Origin of the sequence: Flavobacterium sp. PLA-1-15, assembly GCF_049060005.1 — a bacterium.
Lineage (GTDB): Bacteria > Bacteroidota > Bacteroidia > Flavobacteriales > Flavobacteriaceae > Flavobacterium.
Map to the genome: position 1 here is coordinate 18762 of NZ_JBMGQS010000006.1, position 18317 is coordinate 37078.

At 37.0% G+C, this 18317-nt stretch carries 16 protein-coding genes; 10 read left to right on the forward strand and 6 right to left on the reverse strand.

Annotated features, from left to right (window positions below):
- Position 1: 1 nt before the first annotated feature.
- On the reverse strand, positions 2–913 hold the full coding sequence (locus ACI6PS_RS05965; protein ID WP_421011634.1) for an AEC family transporter: 912 nt from the start codon (positions 911–913) through the stop codon (positions 2–4).
- Between the two features lie 114 nt (positions 914–1027).
- Between ACI6PS_RS05965 and ACI6PS_RS05970 the strand changes: the two genes are divergently transcribed.
- The 3 genes from ACI6PS_RS05970 (at position 1028) to meaB (ending at position 3327) form a co-directional block, all read left to right on the forward strand.
- Positions 1028–1435, forward strand: a complete 408-nt coding sequence (locus ACI6PS_RS05970) for an Rrf2 family transcriptional regulator (RefSeq protein WP_421011635.1) — start codon at positions 1028–1030, stop codon at positions 1433–1435.
- A gap of 45 nt (positions 1436–1480) precedes the next feature.
- Positions 1481–2125 carry an NAD(P)-dependent oxidoreductase gene (locus tag ACI6PS_RS05975; RefSeq protein ID WP_421011636.1) on the forward strand — a complete coding sequence of 215 codons (645 nt, stop codon included), beginning with the start codon at positions 1481–1483 and terminating at the stop codon, positions 2123–2125.
- Between the two features lie 116 nt (positions 2126–2241).
- Positions 2242–3327 (forward strand): methylmalonyl Co-A mutase-associated GTPase MeaB, encoded by a 1086-nt coding sequence (meaB, locus tag ACI6PS_RS05980; RefSeq protein ID WP_421011637.1) that lies wholly within the window; start codon positions 2242–2244, stop codon positions 3325–3327.
- Positions 3328–3373: 46 nt separating this feature from the next.
- Here meaB and ACI6PS_RS05985 read toward each other — a convergent pair whose 3' ends face one another.
- The 5 genes from ACI6PS_RS05985 to ACI6PS_RS06005 all read right to left on the reverse strand — a co-directional run bounded on the left by ACI6PS_RS05985 (position 3374) and on the right by ACI6PS_RS06005 (position 8753).
- The gene (locus ACI6PS_RS05985) at positions 3374–3601 is read right to left on the reverse strand and encodes a hypothetical protein (RefSeq protein ID WP_421011638.1); all 228 of its coding nucleotides are present in this window, start codon (positions 3599–3601) and stop codon (positions 3374–3376) included.
- A gap of 104 nt (positions 3602–3705) precedes the next feature.
- On the reverse strand, positions 3706–5085 hold the full coding sequence (locus ACI6PS_RS05990; RefSeq protein ID WP_421011639.1) for an MATE family efflux transporter: 1380 nt from the start codon (positions 5083–5085) through the stop codon (positions 3706–3708).
- Between the two features lie 514 nt (positions 5086–5599).
- Positions 5600–6184, reverse strand: a complete 585-nt coding sequence (locus tag ACI6PS_RS05995) for a cupin domain-containing protein (RefSeq protein ID WP_421011640.1) — start codon at positions 6182–6184, stop codon at positions 5600–5602.
- Positions 6185–6467: 283 nt separating this feature from the next.
- Positions 6468–8069, reverse strand: a complete 1602-nt coding sequence (locus ACI6PS_RS06000; protein ID WP_421011641.1) for a hypothetical protein — start codon at positions 8067–8069, stop codon at positions 6468–6470.
- A gap of 111 nt (positions 8070–8180) precedes the next feature.
- Entirely contained in the window at positions 8181–8753 is a 573-nt protein-coding gene (locus tag ACI6PS_RS06005; protein WP_421011642.1) for a hypothetical protein, read from the reverse strand.
- A 494-nt stretch (positions 8754–9247) separates the two neighbouring features.
- On the opposite strand from ACI6PS_RS06005, the gene ACI6PS_RS06010 reads away from it, so the two are divergent.
- From ACI6PS_RS06010 to ACI6PS_RS06040, 7 genes are all read left to right on the forward strand, one after another.
- Positions 9248–9652 (forward strand): hypothetical protein, encoded by a 405-nt coding sequence (locus ACI6PS_RS06010; protein ID WP_421011643.1) that lies wholly within the window; start codon positions 9248–9250, stop codon positions 9650–9652.
- Between the two features lie 624 nt (positions 9653–10276).
- Positions 10277–12076, forward strand: a complete 1800-nt coding sequence (locus tag ACI6PS_RS06015; protein WP_421011644.1) for a type I restriction-modification system subunit M — start codon at positions 10277–10279, stop codon at positions 12074–12076.
- Between the two features lie 12 nt (positions 12077–12088).
- Positions 12089–13861 (forward strand): DUF262 domain-containing protein, encoded by a 1773-nt coding sequence (locus ACI6PS_RS06020; protein WP_421011645.1) that lies wholly within the window; start codon positions 12089–12091, stop codon positions 13859–13861.
- A complete protein-coding gene (locus ACI6PS_RS06025; RefSeq protein ID WP_421011646.1) occupies positions 13858–15096 on the forward strand; it encodes a restriction endonuclease subunit S in 1239 nt (412 codons plus the stop codon). The genes ACI6PS_RS06020 and ACI6PS_RS06025 overlap by 4 nt, the downstream gene beginning before the upstream one ends.
- Complete coding sequence (locus ACI6PS_RS06030) at positions 15089–15415, forward strand: hypothetical protein (protein WP_421011647.1); 327 nt, start codon at positions 15089–15091, stop codon at positions 15413–15415. Before ACI6PS_RS06025 ends, ACI6PS_RS06030 begins: the two co-directional genes overlap by 8 nt.
- A 3-nt stretch (positions 15416–15418) precedes the next feature.
- Positions 15419–16414, forward strand: a complete 996-nt coding sequence (locus ACI6PS_RS06035) for a hypothetical protein (protein ID WP_421011648.1) — start codon at positions 15419–15421, stop codon at positions 16412–16414.
- An 11-nt stretch (positions 16415–16425) separates the two neighbouring features.
- Positions 16426–18315: an SIR2 family protein gene (locus ACI6PS_RS06040; protein ID WP_421011649.1), complete on the forward strand. Its 1890-nt coding sequence runs from the start codon at positions 16426–16428 to the stop codon at positions 18313–18315.
- Positions 18316–18317: the final 2 nt, after the last annotated feature.

Here is an 18317-nt window from a genome sequence, read left to right on the forward strand (position 1 = left end):
TCTAAGATATTTGTAAGATCCAATACCAGAAAGCAAGTGTCAGGAACGATAACGGGATTCCGAAACCAATCATCATACTGCTTAGTTTGGGTTTTAATCCGTGGGAAGAAGCGAGTATGGATGCGGTTATCATGGGTGCCATTGCGGCTTCCATAATAGCCACTTCGATTATCTTACCGCTTTGCCCGAGGATTAAAATATAAAGTACATAAAAAAAGGCCGGAACTATAAAGAGCTTAAAGAACAATCCCAATGTCAGAAAATTCCAATGCTTGCTGTGTCTTTCGACTTTGAGCTGCAATCCGACGGCTATCAGGGCAATCGGCGTTACCGTAGTGCCCAATTTTTGGAAAACGGTTTGCATTGTTTCGATAAAATCCATTTGAAAAACATTCAATGTTCCTCCTATCACAAAGGCAATAAAGGGCGGAAACAAAACCACTTTCCTTACTATCAAAGAGGTATTTGGAGTATCTCGGGAATACATTGAAGCGACAATGATCCCTAAAGTGGTAAGTACCAGAAATGATCCCGTCTGATCCAATACAATGGCTGTTTCCAAACCTTCCCTGCCGTATAAAGCTTCAATTACAGGAAAACCTACAAAGGAGGTATTGCCTAGACCGCTTACCAGAATCAAACAGCCAACCAATTTTTTAGACCAATCGAATGCTCTTCCGAGCGACCAAAAAAAGGCAAAAGATAGCGAGAAGCAAATCCAGGCAACCGCCATAGGATAGAGCAATTGCGAACTCAATTCGATTTTAGGAATGTAATAGAGTGCCAAAGCAGGAAGCGATACATAAATCACAAACTGATTCAGGGTTTTGTGACTGTTGACTGGAAAATCTTTTATCTGCTGGAGGAAAACTCCGAGCAGCAAGCAAATAAAGATCAAGATGATGTTTTCCATAGTCGAAAAGTGACTGCAAAAATACTACTATAAAATTGCAGTATGAATTTTTAACGCTTTTTTAATTCAGGAAAGAGAAAAAGACATTACATTTGTAACATATTTTATTACAGTATGATTTCAGGTAAGTTTGCCATCACATTGCACATCCTCACCTTGCTTTCAAAATTTCCGGATGAATATCTTTCGTCTGATTTTTTGGCAGGAAGTATGAACTTGCACCCTGTCTTGGTACGGAAGGAAATTGCCAACCTGAAGAAAAACAATATTGTAGAAAGTAAAGAAGGAAAAAACGGCGGTACAAAACTATTGGTACCCGCAAAGGACCTTACGTTGGATATGATCTTCAAGCTTACCTTTGAAAAAGTAACCTTGGGGTTTTCAAAGAAAGATCCCAACCCGAATTGTCCTATCGGAAAACAAATCAATCAGAATTTGCAATTGCTTTATGACGACATCAATGACAAGATCAGCGATCAATTGCACGGCATTACCCTGACCGATTTTCAAGAAAAGTTCTAAGATTTTTTTTAACTAAAACTGTAACATTTTTAATTACATATAAATATGAAAGTAGCAATTATTGGAGCAACAGGCTTCCTAGGAACCAGCCTCGTAAACGAATTTACAAACCGTAATCACGAAGTGACGGCAATTTCAAGAACTGCAAAAGAGTCTGACAAGGACAATTTGAAGTACGTTGCCGTTGATGTTTTCAACATCCAGCAATTGGCAGAAGTCTTGAAAGGAAACGATGCCGTTGTGAGTGCCTTTAATCCGGGTTGGACGAATCCAAACATCTATGCCGATTTCTTGGCAGGAGCAAAAGCCATCCAGGAAGCAGTAAAATTATCCGGAGTAAAAAGATTGATTACTATCGGTGGTGCGGGAAGCTTGTACATCAACGGAAATCAATTGGTGGACGGACCTGATTTTCCAGCAGAAATCAAACCCGGTGCAACAGCGGCACGTGAATACTTGAACATTATCAAGGAAGAAAAGGAATTGGATTGGGCATTCTTTAGTCCGGCGATTGAAATGCACCAGGGGATTACCACAGGACGCACAGGAAATTACCGTTTGGGTCTGGAGAATCCTGTCTTTGATGACGAAAACAGAAGCATCCTTTCAGGTGAAGATGTCGCAGTGGTTTTGGCCGATGAAGTTGAAAATCCAAGACACCATCAAGTTAGATTTACGGCGGCCTACTAATTGATTTTAGAATTACCGTTTTTCTTAGAACTCATAATTAAAAACAGTTTCATTAGGCAAATAGCCTTTTGAAACTGTTTTTGTTTTGCTTACTTTTACTCTTCCAAAACAAGCAAGTGAAGAAGCCCAATCCAAAATCTGCCTTACACGAAAAAGAAGGAATCCCGCAACCTGAAATCCTCAGTACTGCCGTGGCAGGAAACATACAACAATTTCGAAAAGTACAGCCTTCTTCAAAGGATCTGGTCGACGGTATTTTGGCAGGCAACATCACCGCCTTGAGCAGGGCGATTACGCTTGTAGAAAGCACCAACAGCAGTCATTTGGCCAAAGCCAACGAAGTCATAAATGCGTGTCTGCCCTATGCCAACAAATCGGTTCGCATAGGAATTACGGGGGTTCCCGGTGTTGGAAAAAGTACTTTTATAGAAGCCTTCGGGAAATACCTGACGGGTCTTGGCAAAAGAGTGGCCGTTTTGGCTGTCGACCCCAGCAGTACCATCTCCCATGGGAGCATCCTCGGCGACAAAACCCGTATGGAGGAGTTGGTAAAGGATGAGAATGCCTATATCCGTCCCTCTGCCTCCGGCGAAACCCTTGGAGGTGTGGCCCGAAAAACCCGTGAAACGATTACACTCTGTGAAGCCGCCGGATTCGATACTATCATTATTGAAACGGTTGGTGTTGGTCAAAGCGAAACTGCCGTTCACAGCATGGTTGACTTCTTCCTTCTTTTGAAGATTTCCGGTGCTGGTGATGAATTGCAGGGGATCAAAAGGGGGATTATGGAAATGGCCGATGCCATTGTGATCAACAAGGCCGATGGAGACAACATCAAAAGGGCAAAGCTTGCCAAAACCGAATTCACGCGGGCACTTCATCTGTTTCCTGCTAAAAAATCAGGCTGGATACCTACGGTTTCCACCTGTAGTGCTTATACTAAGGAAGGCATCGACGAAGTTTGGAAAACCATTTCCGACTATCTGGAGCTTACTCAAAGCAATCATTATTTTGATGAAAGGCGAAGCGAACAGAATCACTATTGGATGCTCGAAACCATCAATGAGCAATTAAAGAACAGCTTCTTTAACCATCCCGAAATAGCAATCTTATTGGAAGAAAACAAAAAAGCAGTGCAAAACAATGAATTGTCACCGTTTGCAGCTGCTCGTATTTTGTTAGAGAAATATTTTAAGGTTTAGTCAATAGCAATTAGCCAAAAGCCAATAGTATTCAGTATTTCAACTACTACTCTTCGTATCGTGCTATTTCCCTATCATAAAATGCATTGGCCTGTGTTATCAAGCTCTCCATTTCAGCATTGAGTTCGGCTTCGTCAAGGTCTTCGTCTTCTTCCATGAACTCTACCTCATCGTCTTTAAGGTTGATGATGAAACGTGGGTAATCCAAGTGGATGATGAAGATATCTTCTGGGAAATCGGTGTTGTCGCCTAGTAAAAATTTTGGTAATTCCATTTGATTTTAGATTTTAGAGTGTAGGTTTTAGATTTAAGAACTATGCTTTGCCTACACTTTGCATTTTTTATTATTACTTTTTATTCCTGTCAATTGAAAACTGGTTACTGTCCACTCTCCCGAATCATCTTGCGGGTTAGGTTTTCAAAGCGAATATACAAAAATATTGCTGCTGTAGTCAATCCTGCCAATAAACCTATCCAGATACCTACTGCTTTTAGGTCGGTGTACAATCCCAGATAGATGGATATTGGGAAACCGATGATCCAATAGGAAACGAAGGTGATGTACATTGGAATCTTCACGTCCTGAAGGCCTCTTAAAGCTCCTAAAACTACTACCTGTAAACCGTCCGTTAGCTGGAAGACCGCCGCCACTAATAGCAACTGAGAGGCGATGTAGATTACTTCTCCTGTATCTTTTGCGTGGGCTAGATCTTCTGAATTTACAAAAAGGGCCGGAAGATGTTGGTGGAATACCACAAATATGACCGCAAAGACAACCTCCAACAAAATGGTTAATAGAAAGATGGAACGGGCTACAATTTGTAATTTCTTATAGTCCATAAGTCCCTTTTGATTGCCTACACGCACCATGGCGGCTACGCTCATACCCATTGCAAACATAAACGTTAGCGATGCCAAGCTCAAGGCAATTTGGTTGGCCGCCTGACTGGTTGTGCCCAAGGCTCCCGATAGCCAGATGGCTCCTGTGAACAATGCCACTTCAAAAAACATCATCAAAGAGGAGGGTAAACCTAGCGAAACAATGCGCTTAATGACGGACTTCTTGATTTCGCTAAAGCTGAAGTTCTCAAAATAGGGAATGAATTTAGCTTTACTTCTTAGGGCATAATGCATATAAACCACCATAATGATACGGGACAGAACGGTACCAATGGCCGCTCCTACAATGCCCATCTTAGGAAAAATCCATATCCCGTAGATTAGGAAATAATTGATGATGATGTGGACGACGTTGCACAACAGATTGGCCCACATGGCGTATTTGGTCTCCGACTTACCATCGGCGAATTGCTTGTAGCCTTGGAATATTACCAAAGGGATCAATGAAAAGGCTACTATGTCCAGGAAAGGCTTAGCCATCTCTACTACTTCCTTGGGTTGCCCCATGAAGGAGATGATGGGCTTTGCGAAGAAGATGATAGTAAAGAGCGACACTCCCAAGATGGTACACAGGAACAAGCCGTGGTGGAATATGCTCCTGCCCTTTTCGATGTCCTTTTGTCCATCTGCTTCGGCGATGAGGGGCGTGATTGCAGTGGAGAACCCTATACCGAACGACATGGCGATGAAGATAAAACTGTTGCCTAGGGAAACGGCGGCCAACTCTGTTGGGCCTAGTTTTCCTACCATTATGTTGTCGACAATTCCTACGAGGGTGTGACCTATCATGCCCAGAATGATGGGATAGGCAAGCTTTAGATTATAGGAAAACTCACGGGTGTACTGCTGTAAATTCACTGCTTTGAAAAATTAGTGCGCAAAGGTAGGGAGAAAAGCGGGGATAAAAATGGTGGCAGTGCAACTTTAAGAGAGAAGATTTGAACGGTGGATTGAAGGGCTTGGGCTGAAGGTTATTGGCATATCGATGCTGGTTGCTTGGCATTGGAAACAAAAAAAGCCACCAATGGTGACTCTTTCTTTATACTGCACTACCGGGACTGGTTGGGGCATCTCCGCCGGCTGGATCTACATCGCCCCAGTCGGTGTGGGGGTTTACGTCGTCGTTGTCTTGCTCTTCCTCGTCTTGTGGAAGGTCATCCCTGCGCTCGTCGGGACGGTTGTTGTAGACTGGTGTTTGGTCTGGATCTTGGATGCTACGCTCTTGATCCTCGCGGTGTTGATTGTTTGTGTTCATAGCAATTGGTTTTACAGGAGGAATGTATCTCCTTGGTTATAGGTCAAAGTTACCAACTACGCTCTTCTAATTCTTACACTATTTACAACAAAAGTTACAGCATTGTAAAGTACTATACTAGCTTTTGTTTACCTTCTTCATGGCAACTTCCACATCAATAGGTGGTCCTAGGTCTTTCAGGTCGGCATCGGTTTCTTTGGGGAAGTTGCCTTTGGCGATGTTCTTGAAATAGCCTTCCATCTCATTGCCACCCGGAAAATGAACAGACATCAACGAGCCGGGATTGTTCTCATACGGATTGGCGAATGTGTGTGGCACACCCCTCGGCACAAAACAAGCATCACCTGCCTTTGCCAAAAATATCTCCTCGCCCAACTGAATGAGGAATTCTCCCGCAACCACAAAGAAGAGTTCCTCCTGATGCTCGTGCACATGCAAGGGCGGTCCCCCTTTGTACTTTAGAGCATTGGGCATCGTAGTCCCCATCAGCAATTGACCATCGGTGTCTTTGTTGGACACCACACAGCGCAACAAATCATTGGTCATGGTTTGAGAGATGCCGTCAAAGCGGGTCTCGTTTGCTTTGATGAAAACCCCTTGCTTGGGTTTGGTACTTTTGTTACTGGCAGTAAAACTGAACCTGGGCAACAGCGTAGCGGGAACTGCCAATAGCGAGGTAAAGAGGAAATTACGTCTTTGCATGTGTTGGATTATTTAGATTATTAGACTGTTAGATTATTAGACTACTAGACCTGTGGACTTTCGGACTTGTACCTCTATATATTCTTTATAAAAACACCTATCATTCTGTAAATATCTATAATTCACACTACTAAAAACAGCAGCAATAGATAAACGACGTTTTAAATAGACGAAAGTCTTTTTATGGAAGAGGCAAAAGGCATTAGTTTGAATGGGATGCCTTGAAAGGAGGGCTTGGCACTACTTCCTGCTTCTCTTTGTCTCATCTAACTTCATCTTTTCTTTACTCTTTTAGCAATCCCTTCCCGACCACTTCCTGATGCAAGCGTTCCATTAACAGCCCCACAAGTACATGCATCTGCTGGACCTTCTCCCCATCAAGCACCGTCAATTTCGGACGCACCATCCTATGTACATCCACATACGGAAAGAAATCCGTCCAGAATGTGTCGATGAGGTATTGGTAGTCCCGCAGCTTGTCATCGGCATAGAGGCACAAATTCCATAACGCCTCACTCGTAAGATAATGGGGCACATAATAGATCTTCACAAAAATATAGGTGCGGCAGAACGACTGGAAAAACAATGCAAAAACAGCATCGAGCCCCTGATAGTTTCCAGCAGGATGGTCGGCAATTGTTTTAAACTGCGCTGCACTGTCCTTGGCCGGCCGGTAGTAAAAATACAGATCCGCGTGGCAGGGTTGATACGGTACCTCCCAATGCAGGTCGGGGTGGTAGGCGCTCGAAGAATAAATCAAAAAGGGGGCTTGCATAACGGAGGCAAAAAAGTGCTGGAAGGCATAGAGGTTTGATTGGATCCAATAGCGGTCATGGCCGATTAAGACAAATTCATGACGGTCCCCCATCCTGCTCCTTAGTGATTGCGTTGTCCTCTCCAACTGTTCGTTGCTGATGCCCCTTCCAACAATCAATAGATAGAAAGTGGTCTTGGATCCATACGTGACTTGATGGTAGAAGTACAGCTGCTCGACTGTCTTAAGCCGGAGGATGATGTCCATGGTTTCGTCGGTTAGGCCCGTGCCCGCATGGCGGCGCACTTCCTCCACCACTGGCAGCGCTGGCTTGTCCCATGCTTTTTTGATCAATTGTTTTAAGGTACGATGGCGCTCCACAATCAGACCGTACAGGCTGTCTGCTACAACCGCCATCGCTTCATGAAGTTCCTCATGATAGTAAGGTTCGTCACCCTCCAGATCCTTTACTTTTTCAAAGACTTCTGTTAAGTAATAGCCGTTGCCCTTGCCGCTGACAAAAAACTTTTGGACAGCGGGAACATAGGCCGCCAGCTTGTTTATTCGTGCTTCCAAACTGCTTGAGTTGACAGCCCTTCCGCAATACAGTTCCTCCAGATACCGCAGATCGTATTCGAACAGCCGCGCATAGGAAGTAAAAATACTGTTGCCTGCATTTTCCGCTATAAGGTGGCGCAGTTGCGACTGCTGGAGGTCACGGTCGTGGTAGAACTGCTCCGAGAAAGTGCGGTACTTCTTTTTATACTGCTTCCAGCTCCTGTCGGTTTGCATTTGAGGGAAAGACACCGCATCTGGGTACACCAAGGCGGCGGCGGCGCAATAACATGCTATAAAGGGATGTCCCAATTTAGAACGGTGGTGCAGCTGGCTCGAAGAAACAAAGGAGACCGCCGTACGATGCGCGGAAAGCGCCTTTTGCAACCATGGACGCAACTGCAACGGTTCAAGGTCCTGTTGCCATTCCAATTCCACAACAAGATAGGACAAGCCAGCATCTTGAGGGGTATAAAAGATCCGGCATACCGCATACTGGCACACCAACTGACGCAGGATATTTTCCAAATAGTCGTTTTGCAACAACGGAAACGTACTTTTTTTAAGATTTTTCATATTTGTTATTTTTTAGTTTAATGGTTGAAATAAACATAGGGTTAGTAAGGAGGGCTTATCAGCACAAACAAGACCTTTTCATGATGTATGCTCCATTAGCATCCAAGTAGCCTAGTCCCCACCCTCATTGAGTTGAGCATTTTCAGATGGCGCTTTCTTTCTCTTCTCAACGCCCCTAGTCCTAATCAGTTCTGCCGCGTCCAGCATCTTGATCAGATGGATGTAGGGTGTCGTCAGGTCTGAGTCAGAATCTCCATAATAGGGAGACAATGAAAATTCAATGATTTCCGACAAGAAGGATTCAAACTCCTGCAGTGTTCTTTCTTTAAATGCATTTTGGAGCACCAAGAAAGGGTTGTCGTATTCTTCTTTCGTTAACGAAGAAAGATGAAATACAGTCTCAGCGCGGGTTGCCGCTTTCACGTTCCATTTTTTACCTTTTTTTCTGAGGCAGTAACATACTTTGAGAAAAGAGCCGATGGCAGTATAAAAGATAAAAACATTGGAAGGGCTTTCCTGCTTGTAGACTTTTCGCTTATAGCAGTGGAGGACGACTTGGCTCAGGTGCTGCTTATAATAGTCAAGGTGGGCAAAGTCGAAAAGGGCGTCAAATGCCTCGAAGGGATTCTTTGTCGTGAATCCTGCCCAGAATCTAGTTTTAAAAGATATCCTTTTAGATTTCATACGATACGGATTTAGTTGTTGAGACGGCGAAGGTGTTCCCTATCCTCCATTCACAGTAAAGCAGGGTGGCGGAATGAAAGTGGAAAAATGCGGAAAGAAGCAACAGCAGTCCTACGGACTTTTCGAGCAGTTGCTGTTGCGGATGGTTGTTGTAAAGCAGAAAGTGGTGGTACATATAGTTGGATCCATTTAAAGTGAAACATCAAGATATAAGCTTGCCTTATGAAGTAGGATGACTTTACCTGCAGTTTGGAACGTCTTCCTCCCCGCACCTCATCCCTCGTGCTACCCATTAATTGAAAGCTTCAACGATAATTCTTCCAACCACTTTGATCCAAAAACGCCTCTGTTACCCGTTTTAATTTTTTTTACTATATTCGTTCCGTTTGGTCGGCACGAGCATACAGTTAAATTGCAAACGTTGATCCATACAAAGGAATACATATTTTCTGAAATAAAGAAATTTAATTCAGAATATTTGAAATAAAATAATTATGACGGATAGAGTTCAGATAAACAACCGCTTTATAGCATGCATCAACTACCTTGTGGCGGAGCTTAAAACAGAAAGCAAGGGCAGTATTGCACAAAAGATGCAGATCACACCCAGCAAGTTTTCAGAAATTCTGCACAACCGAATGAGCATTGGTATTGAGGATTTGGCTGTTTTTGCGATGAATTTTGATGTAGATGTCAACTGGATTTTAACAGGCAGGGGCCAAATGTTCCTGAAAACGCCACCGCACATCATTAAGGAACCTAAACAGGACTACCCCCAATCCGAAGCTGAAAAAGACCTGATCCAAGTGTTGAAAGACCAGCTGGAGGACCTAAGGAAGGACAAGGAGCGCCTTCATGGTCTGTTGGATACTAAATTGGGAAAGGATAATAAAATGTAATACTCTACGATTTAGAGTTGCATTTTAGGGATGCGCTGTTGTTTTTATTTTTCATTTTATTTTCTACGATTTCTTATTTTTTCTGCTGATTTGATTGCTCTCTTTTTTAGTTTGCTGCAAATTAATTTAGTACTATAACTATGGACTATCCATGGACTATCCATGAAGTATCTATGGAGTATCCATGGAGTATCATTTACTTTGACCCGTCCTAAAATAACTATACAGGTTATTGAATAAATCCTATTATAGCTATACCCTTATTTTAGTCTTGCATTTCCCGGCATTCCTTCTTCCTGTTTTTCTTCTTGCTATTTGGGGCCGTTCAAGAGAAATCACGTGATCCATTGAAGTGATTATTGCTGAACGCGTCAACAATTTGCCTATTCTCTGCGCATCGCTGTGCTGGCTGACTAGTTTTTTTGTCATTGAGGGAACTTCTGGTTATTGTTATGCGTACCAACTGTTTTTTTTTAGAATGTGGAAAACCTTAAAATTAGTGATTTGAGGGATTTATAATTGTGGGGAAATCGGATATAAATATCTACCGCTTTTAAGTTGCAAAATCAGTTTATTATAATAAATTTGAAAACAACCAAAAAATAAATTTGAAAACAACAATTAATGAAAAATTTCAAAGATAAAGCAGATTTAATCTGGAAAGTAGCGGACCTGCTCCGTGGCGATTATAAACAATCCGATTATGGAAAAGTGATATTGCCGCTTACTGTAATTAGAAGATTAGATTGCGTTTTAGAACCAACAAAGAATAAAGTATTAGCTTATTTGCCAAAAGTAGATTCACTAAAAGAAAGTGCCAAAGATATTGCTCTAAATAAAGTAGCAGGTTTTAATTTTCACAACAAGAGTCGATTCAATTTTGATAAACTAATTGCCGATTCAAATAATGTTGCTGTCAATTTAAGAAACTATATTAGCTGTTTTTCTACCAGTGCAAGAGAAATAATTGAGTACTTCACTTTTGATGACCAAATTGATAGAATGGATGATCCAAAAGCAGACATTCTATTTAGAGTGATAAAAAAATTCCAAGAAATAGATTTATCCGATATGGATTCTATGGAAATGGGATATGTATTTGAAGAACTAATCAGAAAATTTGCAGAACAATCTAACGAAACTGCTGGAGAACACTTCACACCTCGTGAAGTAATTAAATTAATGGTAAATCTTTTATTCAACGAAGATAAAAGTATTTTAACACAAGAAGGAATTGTAAAAACACTTTACGATCCAGCATGTGGAACTGGCGGAATGCTTTCAATTGCAGAAACCTATCTGAATGATTTAAACCCAAAAGCAGAACTCAAAGTTTTTGGACAAGAAATCAATCCGGAGTCATATGCTATTTGCAAATCTGACATGTTGATAAAAGGGCAAAATCCTTCCAATATTAAATTCGGAAATACATTTACAGTTGATGGTCTAGAGTTTGACAAATTCGATTATATGTTATCTAATCCTCCTTTTGGTGTAGATTGGAAGAAAGCTGAAAAAATTATTAAAGCTGAAGCAGATAAAAAAGGAATGTTAGGTCGTTTTGGTGCTGGTTTACCGCGAATTAATGACGGTTCATTATTATTCTTGCAACACATGATGTCTAAAATGAAACCTGACGGAACAAGAATAGCAGTTGTCTTTAATGGTTCGCCATTATTTACAGGTTCAGCTGAAAGTGGAGAAAGTAACATTCGCCGTTGGATAATCGAAAACGATTGGTTAGAAGCTGTAATTGCTATGCCTGACCAATTATTTTATAACACAGGAATATCAACTTACATCTGGATTGTAACCAATCATAAAAGCAAAGTAAGAAAAGGGAAAATTCAATTAATTAACGCTACAGGAGTAAAAGACGAAGAATTACTCAAGGATGGTAAATTAGAATTCAATCGATTTTGGAATAAAAAAGACAAAAGTCTAGGCAACAAACGAAAAGAAATTCCCGAAAATGGAACAACTAAAGGAATCAGTTTTATAACCCAATTATACGGCAATTTTGAAGAAAACGAATTCAGTAAAATCTATCCAAATGAGTTTTTTGGCTATTGGAGAATAACAGTTGAACAACCTTTACTAGAAAACGGAAAAGTAGTTCCTGATCGTTCGGGCAACCCAAAACCAGATTCAACAATGCGAGATTATGAAAACATTCCGTTTTTGAAAAAGAATAGCGAAGGTAAATTAGTACCACAAACAATAAAAGAATATTTTAAATCCGAAGTAAAACCACATCTACCAAAGGCATGGGTTGACGATAGTAAAACCAAAACAGGGTACGAAATCAACTTTACAAAATATTTCTACGAATTCAAACCTTTACGTCCATTAGCGGAAATCAAAGCTAATATTTTGGCTTTGGAAGAAAAAACGGTTGAGGCAGAAAAAACAATACTAAATTAATAAAATACAGATATGCTAAGTGCAAGCAAAGAAAAACTACTATCCTTTTTAAACGGTTCAAGCCAATATATAATACCTTTTTTTCAAAGAAGTTATGTTTGGAAAGTAGATAATTGGTCAGAATTATGGGAAAACATCATTGAAGAATATGAAGAAATGGTGGTTAACAATAACCTTAAAAGTGAACATTTTATAGGTACAATAATTATTAAGCAAATGCTTTCCTCTCAGGTTGGTGCCACAGAGTATGAGTTAATTGATGGTCAACAACGGATGACAACTATTAGTTTGTTATTAAAAGCTTTTCACGATGCTACACCCGAAGATAGTGCTAAGACATGGATAAACAAATTTTTAACTTTTGAAGATTCCTATGGAAACGAAAAAATTAGAATTCAACACAGTAAAGTAGACAGCGAATATTTTCAATCTATTATCCAAGACAAAAATAATAATGAGGAATTGTGGAATAAGTTTAAAGGTTTAAAACTTGAAGAGGTAGAGAAAAAATTAGAAAATGAAAACAGAATTGTTGGAGGTTATATTTATTACAGACATAAAGTTGAAACCGAATGCAACCTAGATGATCTTAGAAAATACATCAATGTAGTTATCGAAAAGTTACCTGTAATTCATATGGCTTTAAATGCTGATGATGATGTGCAGCAAATATTTGATACTATCAATTCATTAGGTGTAAAACTAACAACTGCCGAATTACTTAAAAATTATTTATTTTCAGAGCAAGAACTTAGAGCTTATTATGAAACTTACTGGCAATCTGTTTTTGAAACAGATGAAGATGCCATTGATTTTTGGAACCAAGAAAAAACATCTGGAAGAATTAGACGAACCACGGTAGAACTTTTTCTTTACAGTTACTTAGTCATTAAAAAAGAGGCAAATGTTAAATTAGATACTTTGTTCAAAGAATTTAAAAACTACCTAAAAGATAAAACTGCCGAACAAAAAATAGCTTTTGCAAAGGATATTAACGAATATGCAAAGGTTTATGAAGAAATGCCAGACGGAGAAAATTTAGCAGAAATTAGCTTTGACCAACACGAAAAAAGATTTTTCCATGTCATCAGAGAATTTGATGTTAATACCATTTTTCCACTAGTATTGATGATTTACAAAGAAGTTACCAATCTTGATGAAAGAATAAAAATTCTTAAAGTATTAGAATCATATATATCAAGAAGAACCATTTGTAAATTGACTACCAAAAACTACAATAACTTATTCATTTCAATCTTGAGTGAAGTTAAAAAAATGGAAATCATAACAGCTGAAAATCTATTAGCTAAATTAAATAATTATTCAGATGTAACCAATAAATTTCCATCTGATAAGGAATTCAAAGATGCTTTTTATAGCAAATACCTTATAAATAAATATAGCAGAGAAGTTCTTTATTGTATTGCTCTATATGAACTAAATCATGCCTATGTTGATAACAGAAAATTAAACTTTAGCGGATTTAGCGTTGAACATATGATGCCGAAAAATTGGGTTAAAAACTGGAAAATATTACCCGATGGAATTACTAAAGAAGTTAGAAGCGGTAAGCTATTAACATTAGGTAATCTAACTTTAATACAAGGCAAATTGAATAGTGCTTTAAGAGATTCTAGTTGGAGTAAAAAAAGAGCAAAGCTTAAAGATTATTCTACTTTGAAACAAACTACAGACTATTTAGCAATAGAAAATTGGCAAGAATCTGAAATAGATAAAAGAGCAGAAAACTTATTTAAGATTGCAGAGCAAATTTGGAAAAAATGAAAAAATACCCAAAATACAAACCTTCTAACATCGAATGGATTGGAGAGATTCCAGAGCATTGGGAAGTTAAAGTTTTGAAAAGACTTGCCAAAATTTGCAATGGTCAAGACCATAAAAATGTTTGGGATGCGAATGGTCAATTTCCAATTATAGGAACTGGAGGAACTTTTGGATATACAAATAGTTATCTTCATCAAGGTCCTTCTGTAATTCTTGGTAGAAAAGGAACTATCGATAAACCTCAGTATATGGAAGCTCCATTTTGGTCAGTTGATACTGCATATTACACTGATATTTTTCCTTCTACAAATCCAAGATATTTTTATCATTTGTGTAACACAATAAATTTTGAGTTATATAAGTATGGGTCTGCTGTTCCAAGTATGTCTCAAGAGATATTAAATAAAATCCCTTTTGCAATCCCTAGCGATTTAGATGAACAAACTGAAATAGCAGTTTATCTTGATAGAAAAACTACGGAAATCGATCAGCTTATTGATGAAAAAAAACTATTAATTTTTAATTATGAAGAAGAAAAAATTGCAATAATTATTAATGCAGTTACGAAAGGTATTAAAAAGACGAAATTAAAAAAATCAGAAAATGAATGGCTAGGCGAAATTCCAACACATTGGCAAACTGTTAGCCTTAAATGGGTTGCGAACATCTATTCTGGCGGTACTCCATCAAAAAATAATACGGAATTTTGGACTAATGGCACAATTCCATGGTTAAATTCTGGTACTGTTAATCAGTTTTTCATAACTGAAGTTTCTGAATATATATCTGAAGAAGGATTCAAGAATTCAAGTGCAAAATGGATTCCAAACGAATCAATTGTCATTGCTCTTGCTGGACAAGGTAAAACAAAAGGAATGGTAGCACAGGTAATGTTTGATTGTACTTGTAATCAATCATTAGGTGTTATTGTGCCGAATAAAAAAATTTACAATAAATTCTTACTATATTATCTTAAAGCAAATTACCAAAATATACGTAATCTTGGTGGTGGAGATAATAGGGATGGAATAAATTTAGAAATGATTGGAAGCATTAAAATCCCATTATTACCAATCGAAGAACAATTAGAAATAGTTTCTTTTATTGAGGAAAATTGCGGTTTTATAGATTTAAAAATTAATAAAACAAAAAAATTAATAAAATTATTAGCTGAATATCGGTTCGCATTAATAAGCGAAGTGGTGACAGGTAAAATAAAAGTAATAGATGGGTGAATTATTAAGAACCGAGAAAATTAAAGAATCATTTATTGCAGTTCAAGCTTTTTTAAGAAGTGCTGGTTTCAATAAAATTAATCATCAAATTGAACTAGTATTAAAAGTTTATGATTCTAGACAAAATTATAATGGAATATTTGAAATAGAATGTAAAGAATATTTAGAGGATGAAAGTTATATTATCCATTCAGATGTTTTTAAAGCTAATGGGTATTATCGGCCTGTATGGAGTTCTTATGTGTATATGACTTTTGACAATAGTAGCAGAGAACTAGAATTTGAACTGGAAGGAATTAAATACAATTTAACACATTAATTTATGACTCTTTGTACAGCCTATATAAGACAAGCAAATGACACCGAAGAATTAGTTTTTGCAACTGACAGTTGTTTAACCGGTGGAGAAAAATGGAAGCAAGGTATTAAGTTGTTTGAGTTACCACGTAAAGATTGTCTTTTATGTTTTGCTGGTAGTACAAGTAGAGCTTATCCCTTAGTTTTAAACTTAACTTCATCTATACATTTAGATAAATTTCTTGAATCTCCATCATCAAAATTAGAGGATGTATTATTATACATATCGGAGTTATTTTCAGACTTATTGAAGAGAATTATTTCTGAAATTGCTGGAGAAAACATTCATGAGTTACGAAGCGGTGTAAAGTTTTTATTTGGTGGTTGGGATTGGACAAAAGGTAGTTTTAGAGTTTGGAAATTGTATTATTCAGAGGAAATAGAGGGCTTTTTGTTTGATGAGTTAACAAATGATGATACCAAAACTAAATTTTATACATTTCTTGGAGACCCAGAAAAAGAAATCGAAACAGAGGCAAAAGAAAGAATAAAAAAAATCTTTTTAGATGATGATACTTTTGATAGTAAACTCGATATGGAGCCATTAAAAGTATTGCGAGATATGTCACTAGATAAAAGCATTAGAACAGTGGATGGAAGTTTACAAATTGCTAAAATTTACAAATCCAATAGGTCAGAATTTTTTGGAATATACTGGGAATCAAGTAAAGGAAAACCTTGCTTTCAAGGAAGAGAATATAATGAAATAAATAAACCATTGGTACGCTATTTCAATCCTGATACACTTGAATTACTTGAGTTAGATATACCAGAAAATTTAAATTTAATTAGTGAAGAAATTTATGGTGCTGATACAGATTTCATTTTTGAATGTTATCCAGATTCGGGACGATTAAAAAACGTAATTTCTGAAAAAGAAAAACACAAACTTAAATTAATATTCAAAGAAGTGGCATACAGACAATTTTTAGAAAGTCAAAATAGTATTGAGTCAATTTAAAGTTTTAAAGAATGAGTAAACAAAGAATTTTTGAACTAATTAGAAAAGAAGAAGCTGCCTTATTTGTAGGTGCGGGTATGTCTTTGTATGCAGGGTATCCATCTGGTGCAAAATTAGCAGAAATTCTATTCAATAATTTAACCAATGATTTACAAAAACAATTAGATTTTACACCCAACTTACCAAAATTAGCTGAGGATATATATTATCTTAAAGGTGGAAATAAAAATTATTTAATTGAAACTCTTAAAAATGAATTTCAGAAAGAGCCTACTTCAATAGAAACACACCAACTTTTAGCAAAAATTCCTCAAATAAAAACCATCATAACCACAAATTATGATACGCTTTTTGAAACAACAAACAAAGACATAGAGGTAATTCGAAAAAGCACCGATTGTGTTACTATCAATCAAAAAAAACAATGTTTATTTAAAATTCATGGCGATTTATCAGATACTTCAAATATTATCCTAACAAATTCTGATTACAATAATTATTTTATTAAGGATAGTGAAAAATCAATTTTCTGGAATACAATTAAAACTAAGTTAGTTGAAAACCATATCATTTTTATTGGATATGCTTTAGAAGATAGTAATGTATTGATTACTATTGGTAAAATCCTAGATGAATTAGGTGACCACCGTAAGGAAATGTTTTTTGTGGCACCAAGTATCCAACCGGCCAAATTAAAATTTCTTCAACAAAAAGGAATAGAATATATTCAAGCTAAGGCAGAAGACTTATTCAAAGAAATTGATGAGGATTTAAAATTCAATTATTTACCAGGATTAAATAAAGGTATAGGTTCAGCTGATACAGCTTTCAATTTTGCGAAATCAAATAATCTATCAATAGAAATAGGACAATTTAATAACGCCATAACAATTAATAACGCCAAAGCACTTAAAGGAGAAAACCACAATGAAGTAAAATTTAAAGTTGAATTCCCTGAAGGCAAAAAAGATGAAATTCTAGACTCAATTTATGGTAAAAATTTTGAAGATGTTGTTTTAGAGGGGCATTTAATAAAAGAATATAGTCTCTTTATGAATGGAATTAGGTTAAAAAGCGAAGATGATATAAAAAAAATTGAGCTGAAAAAAGTTCCTGCAATTCATGGTGATTTTGAAATAGTTTTTGAAGATGGTTTTGAATTAGAAAAAATTGAGATCAATATATTTGTTGCATCACCAAAACAAGATGAGGCATATTTGAAAATAATGCTTTTAGATTTCACATTATTAGTGAAAATAAAATTCGAACTCGATTCTAAAATGAGCACATTTAAAATTGAAATCATTTCAAACGAAAATATTAGTTCCGTTAAAAATGGATTAAATTTTTATAATATGCTCTCAAGGATTGTTTCAAATATAAAATTTGATTTAATTAAAAATAATAAGCTCTTTTACAGATATGATAATAGATTTATTATAAATGATGATGATGCTTTTGACGCTAAATTACTACTCAAGTATTTTGAAAAATTAAAAAAAATAGAACGTTATTTCAATGTAAGATTTAGCGCTATTGACTTAAATGATTATAATCACAAAATAGCCAGATTTATTGAAGCTTACATTGATAAAATCATTTTGGAAGAAGAATTCAACGGAATGACATTTAAAAATAAAAACAAGAAAGAGTTTAATTTTTTGATTGAAGAAGGTCACAAGGATAAAGTATTAGTAATAAGTGAGAAACAAATTTCCATTTACAATTTACATGGAATTGATTTTACAATAGGTTATTTACATAAATATATTCAAGATGCTTTTATAGAAAATTTACAAGATTTAAAAAATAATAGAACAAAAGAATTCAGTATGAAAAGTAAATCAAATACAATTTATTTTCAATTTACTGACAACAAGACTATGATTACACAACAATAATT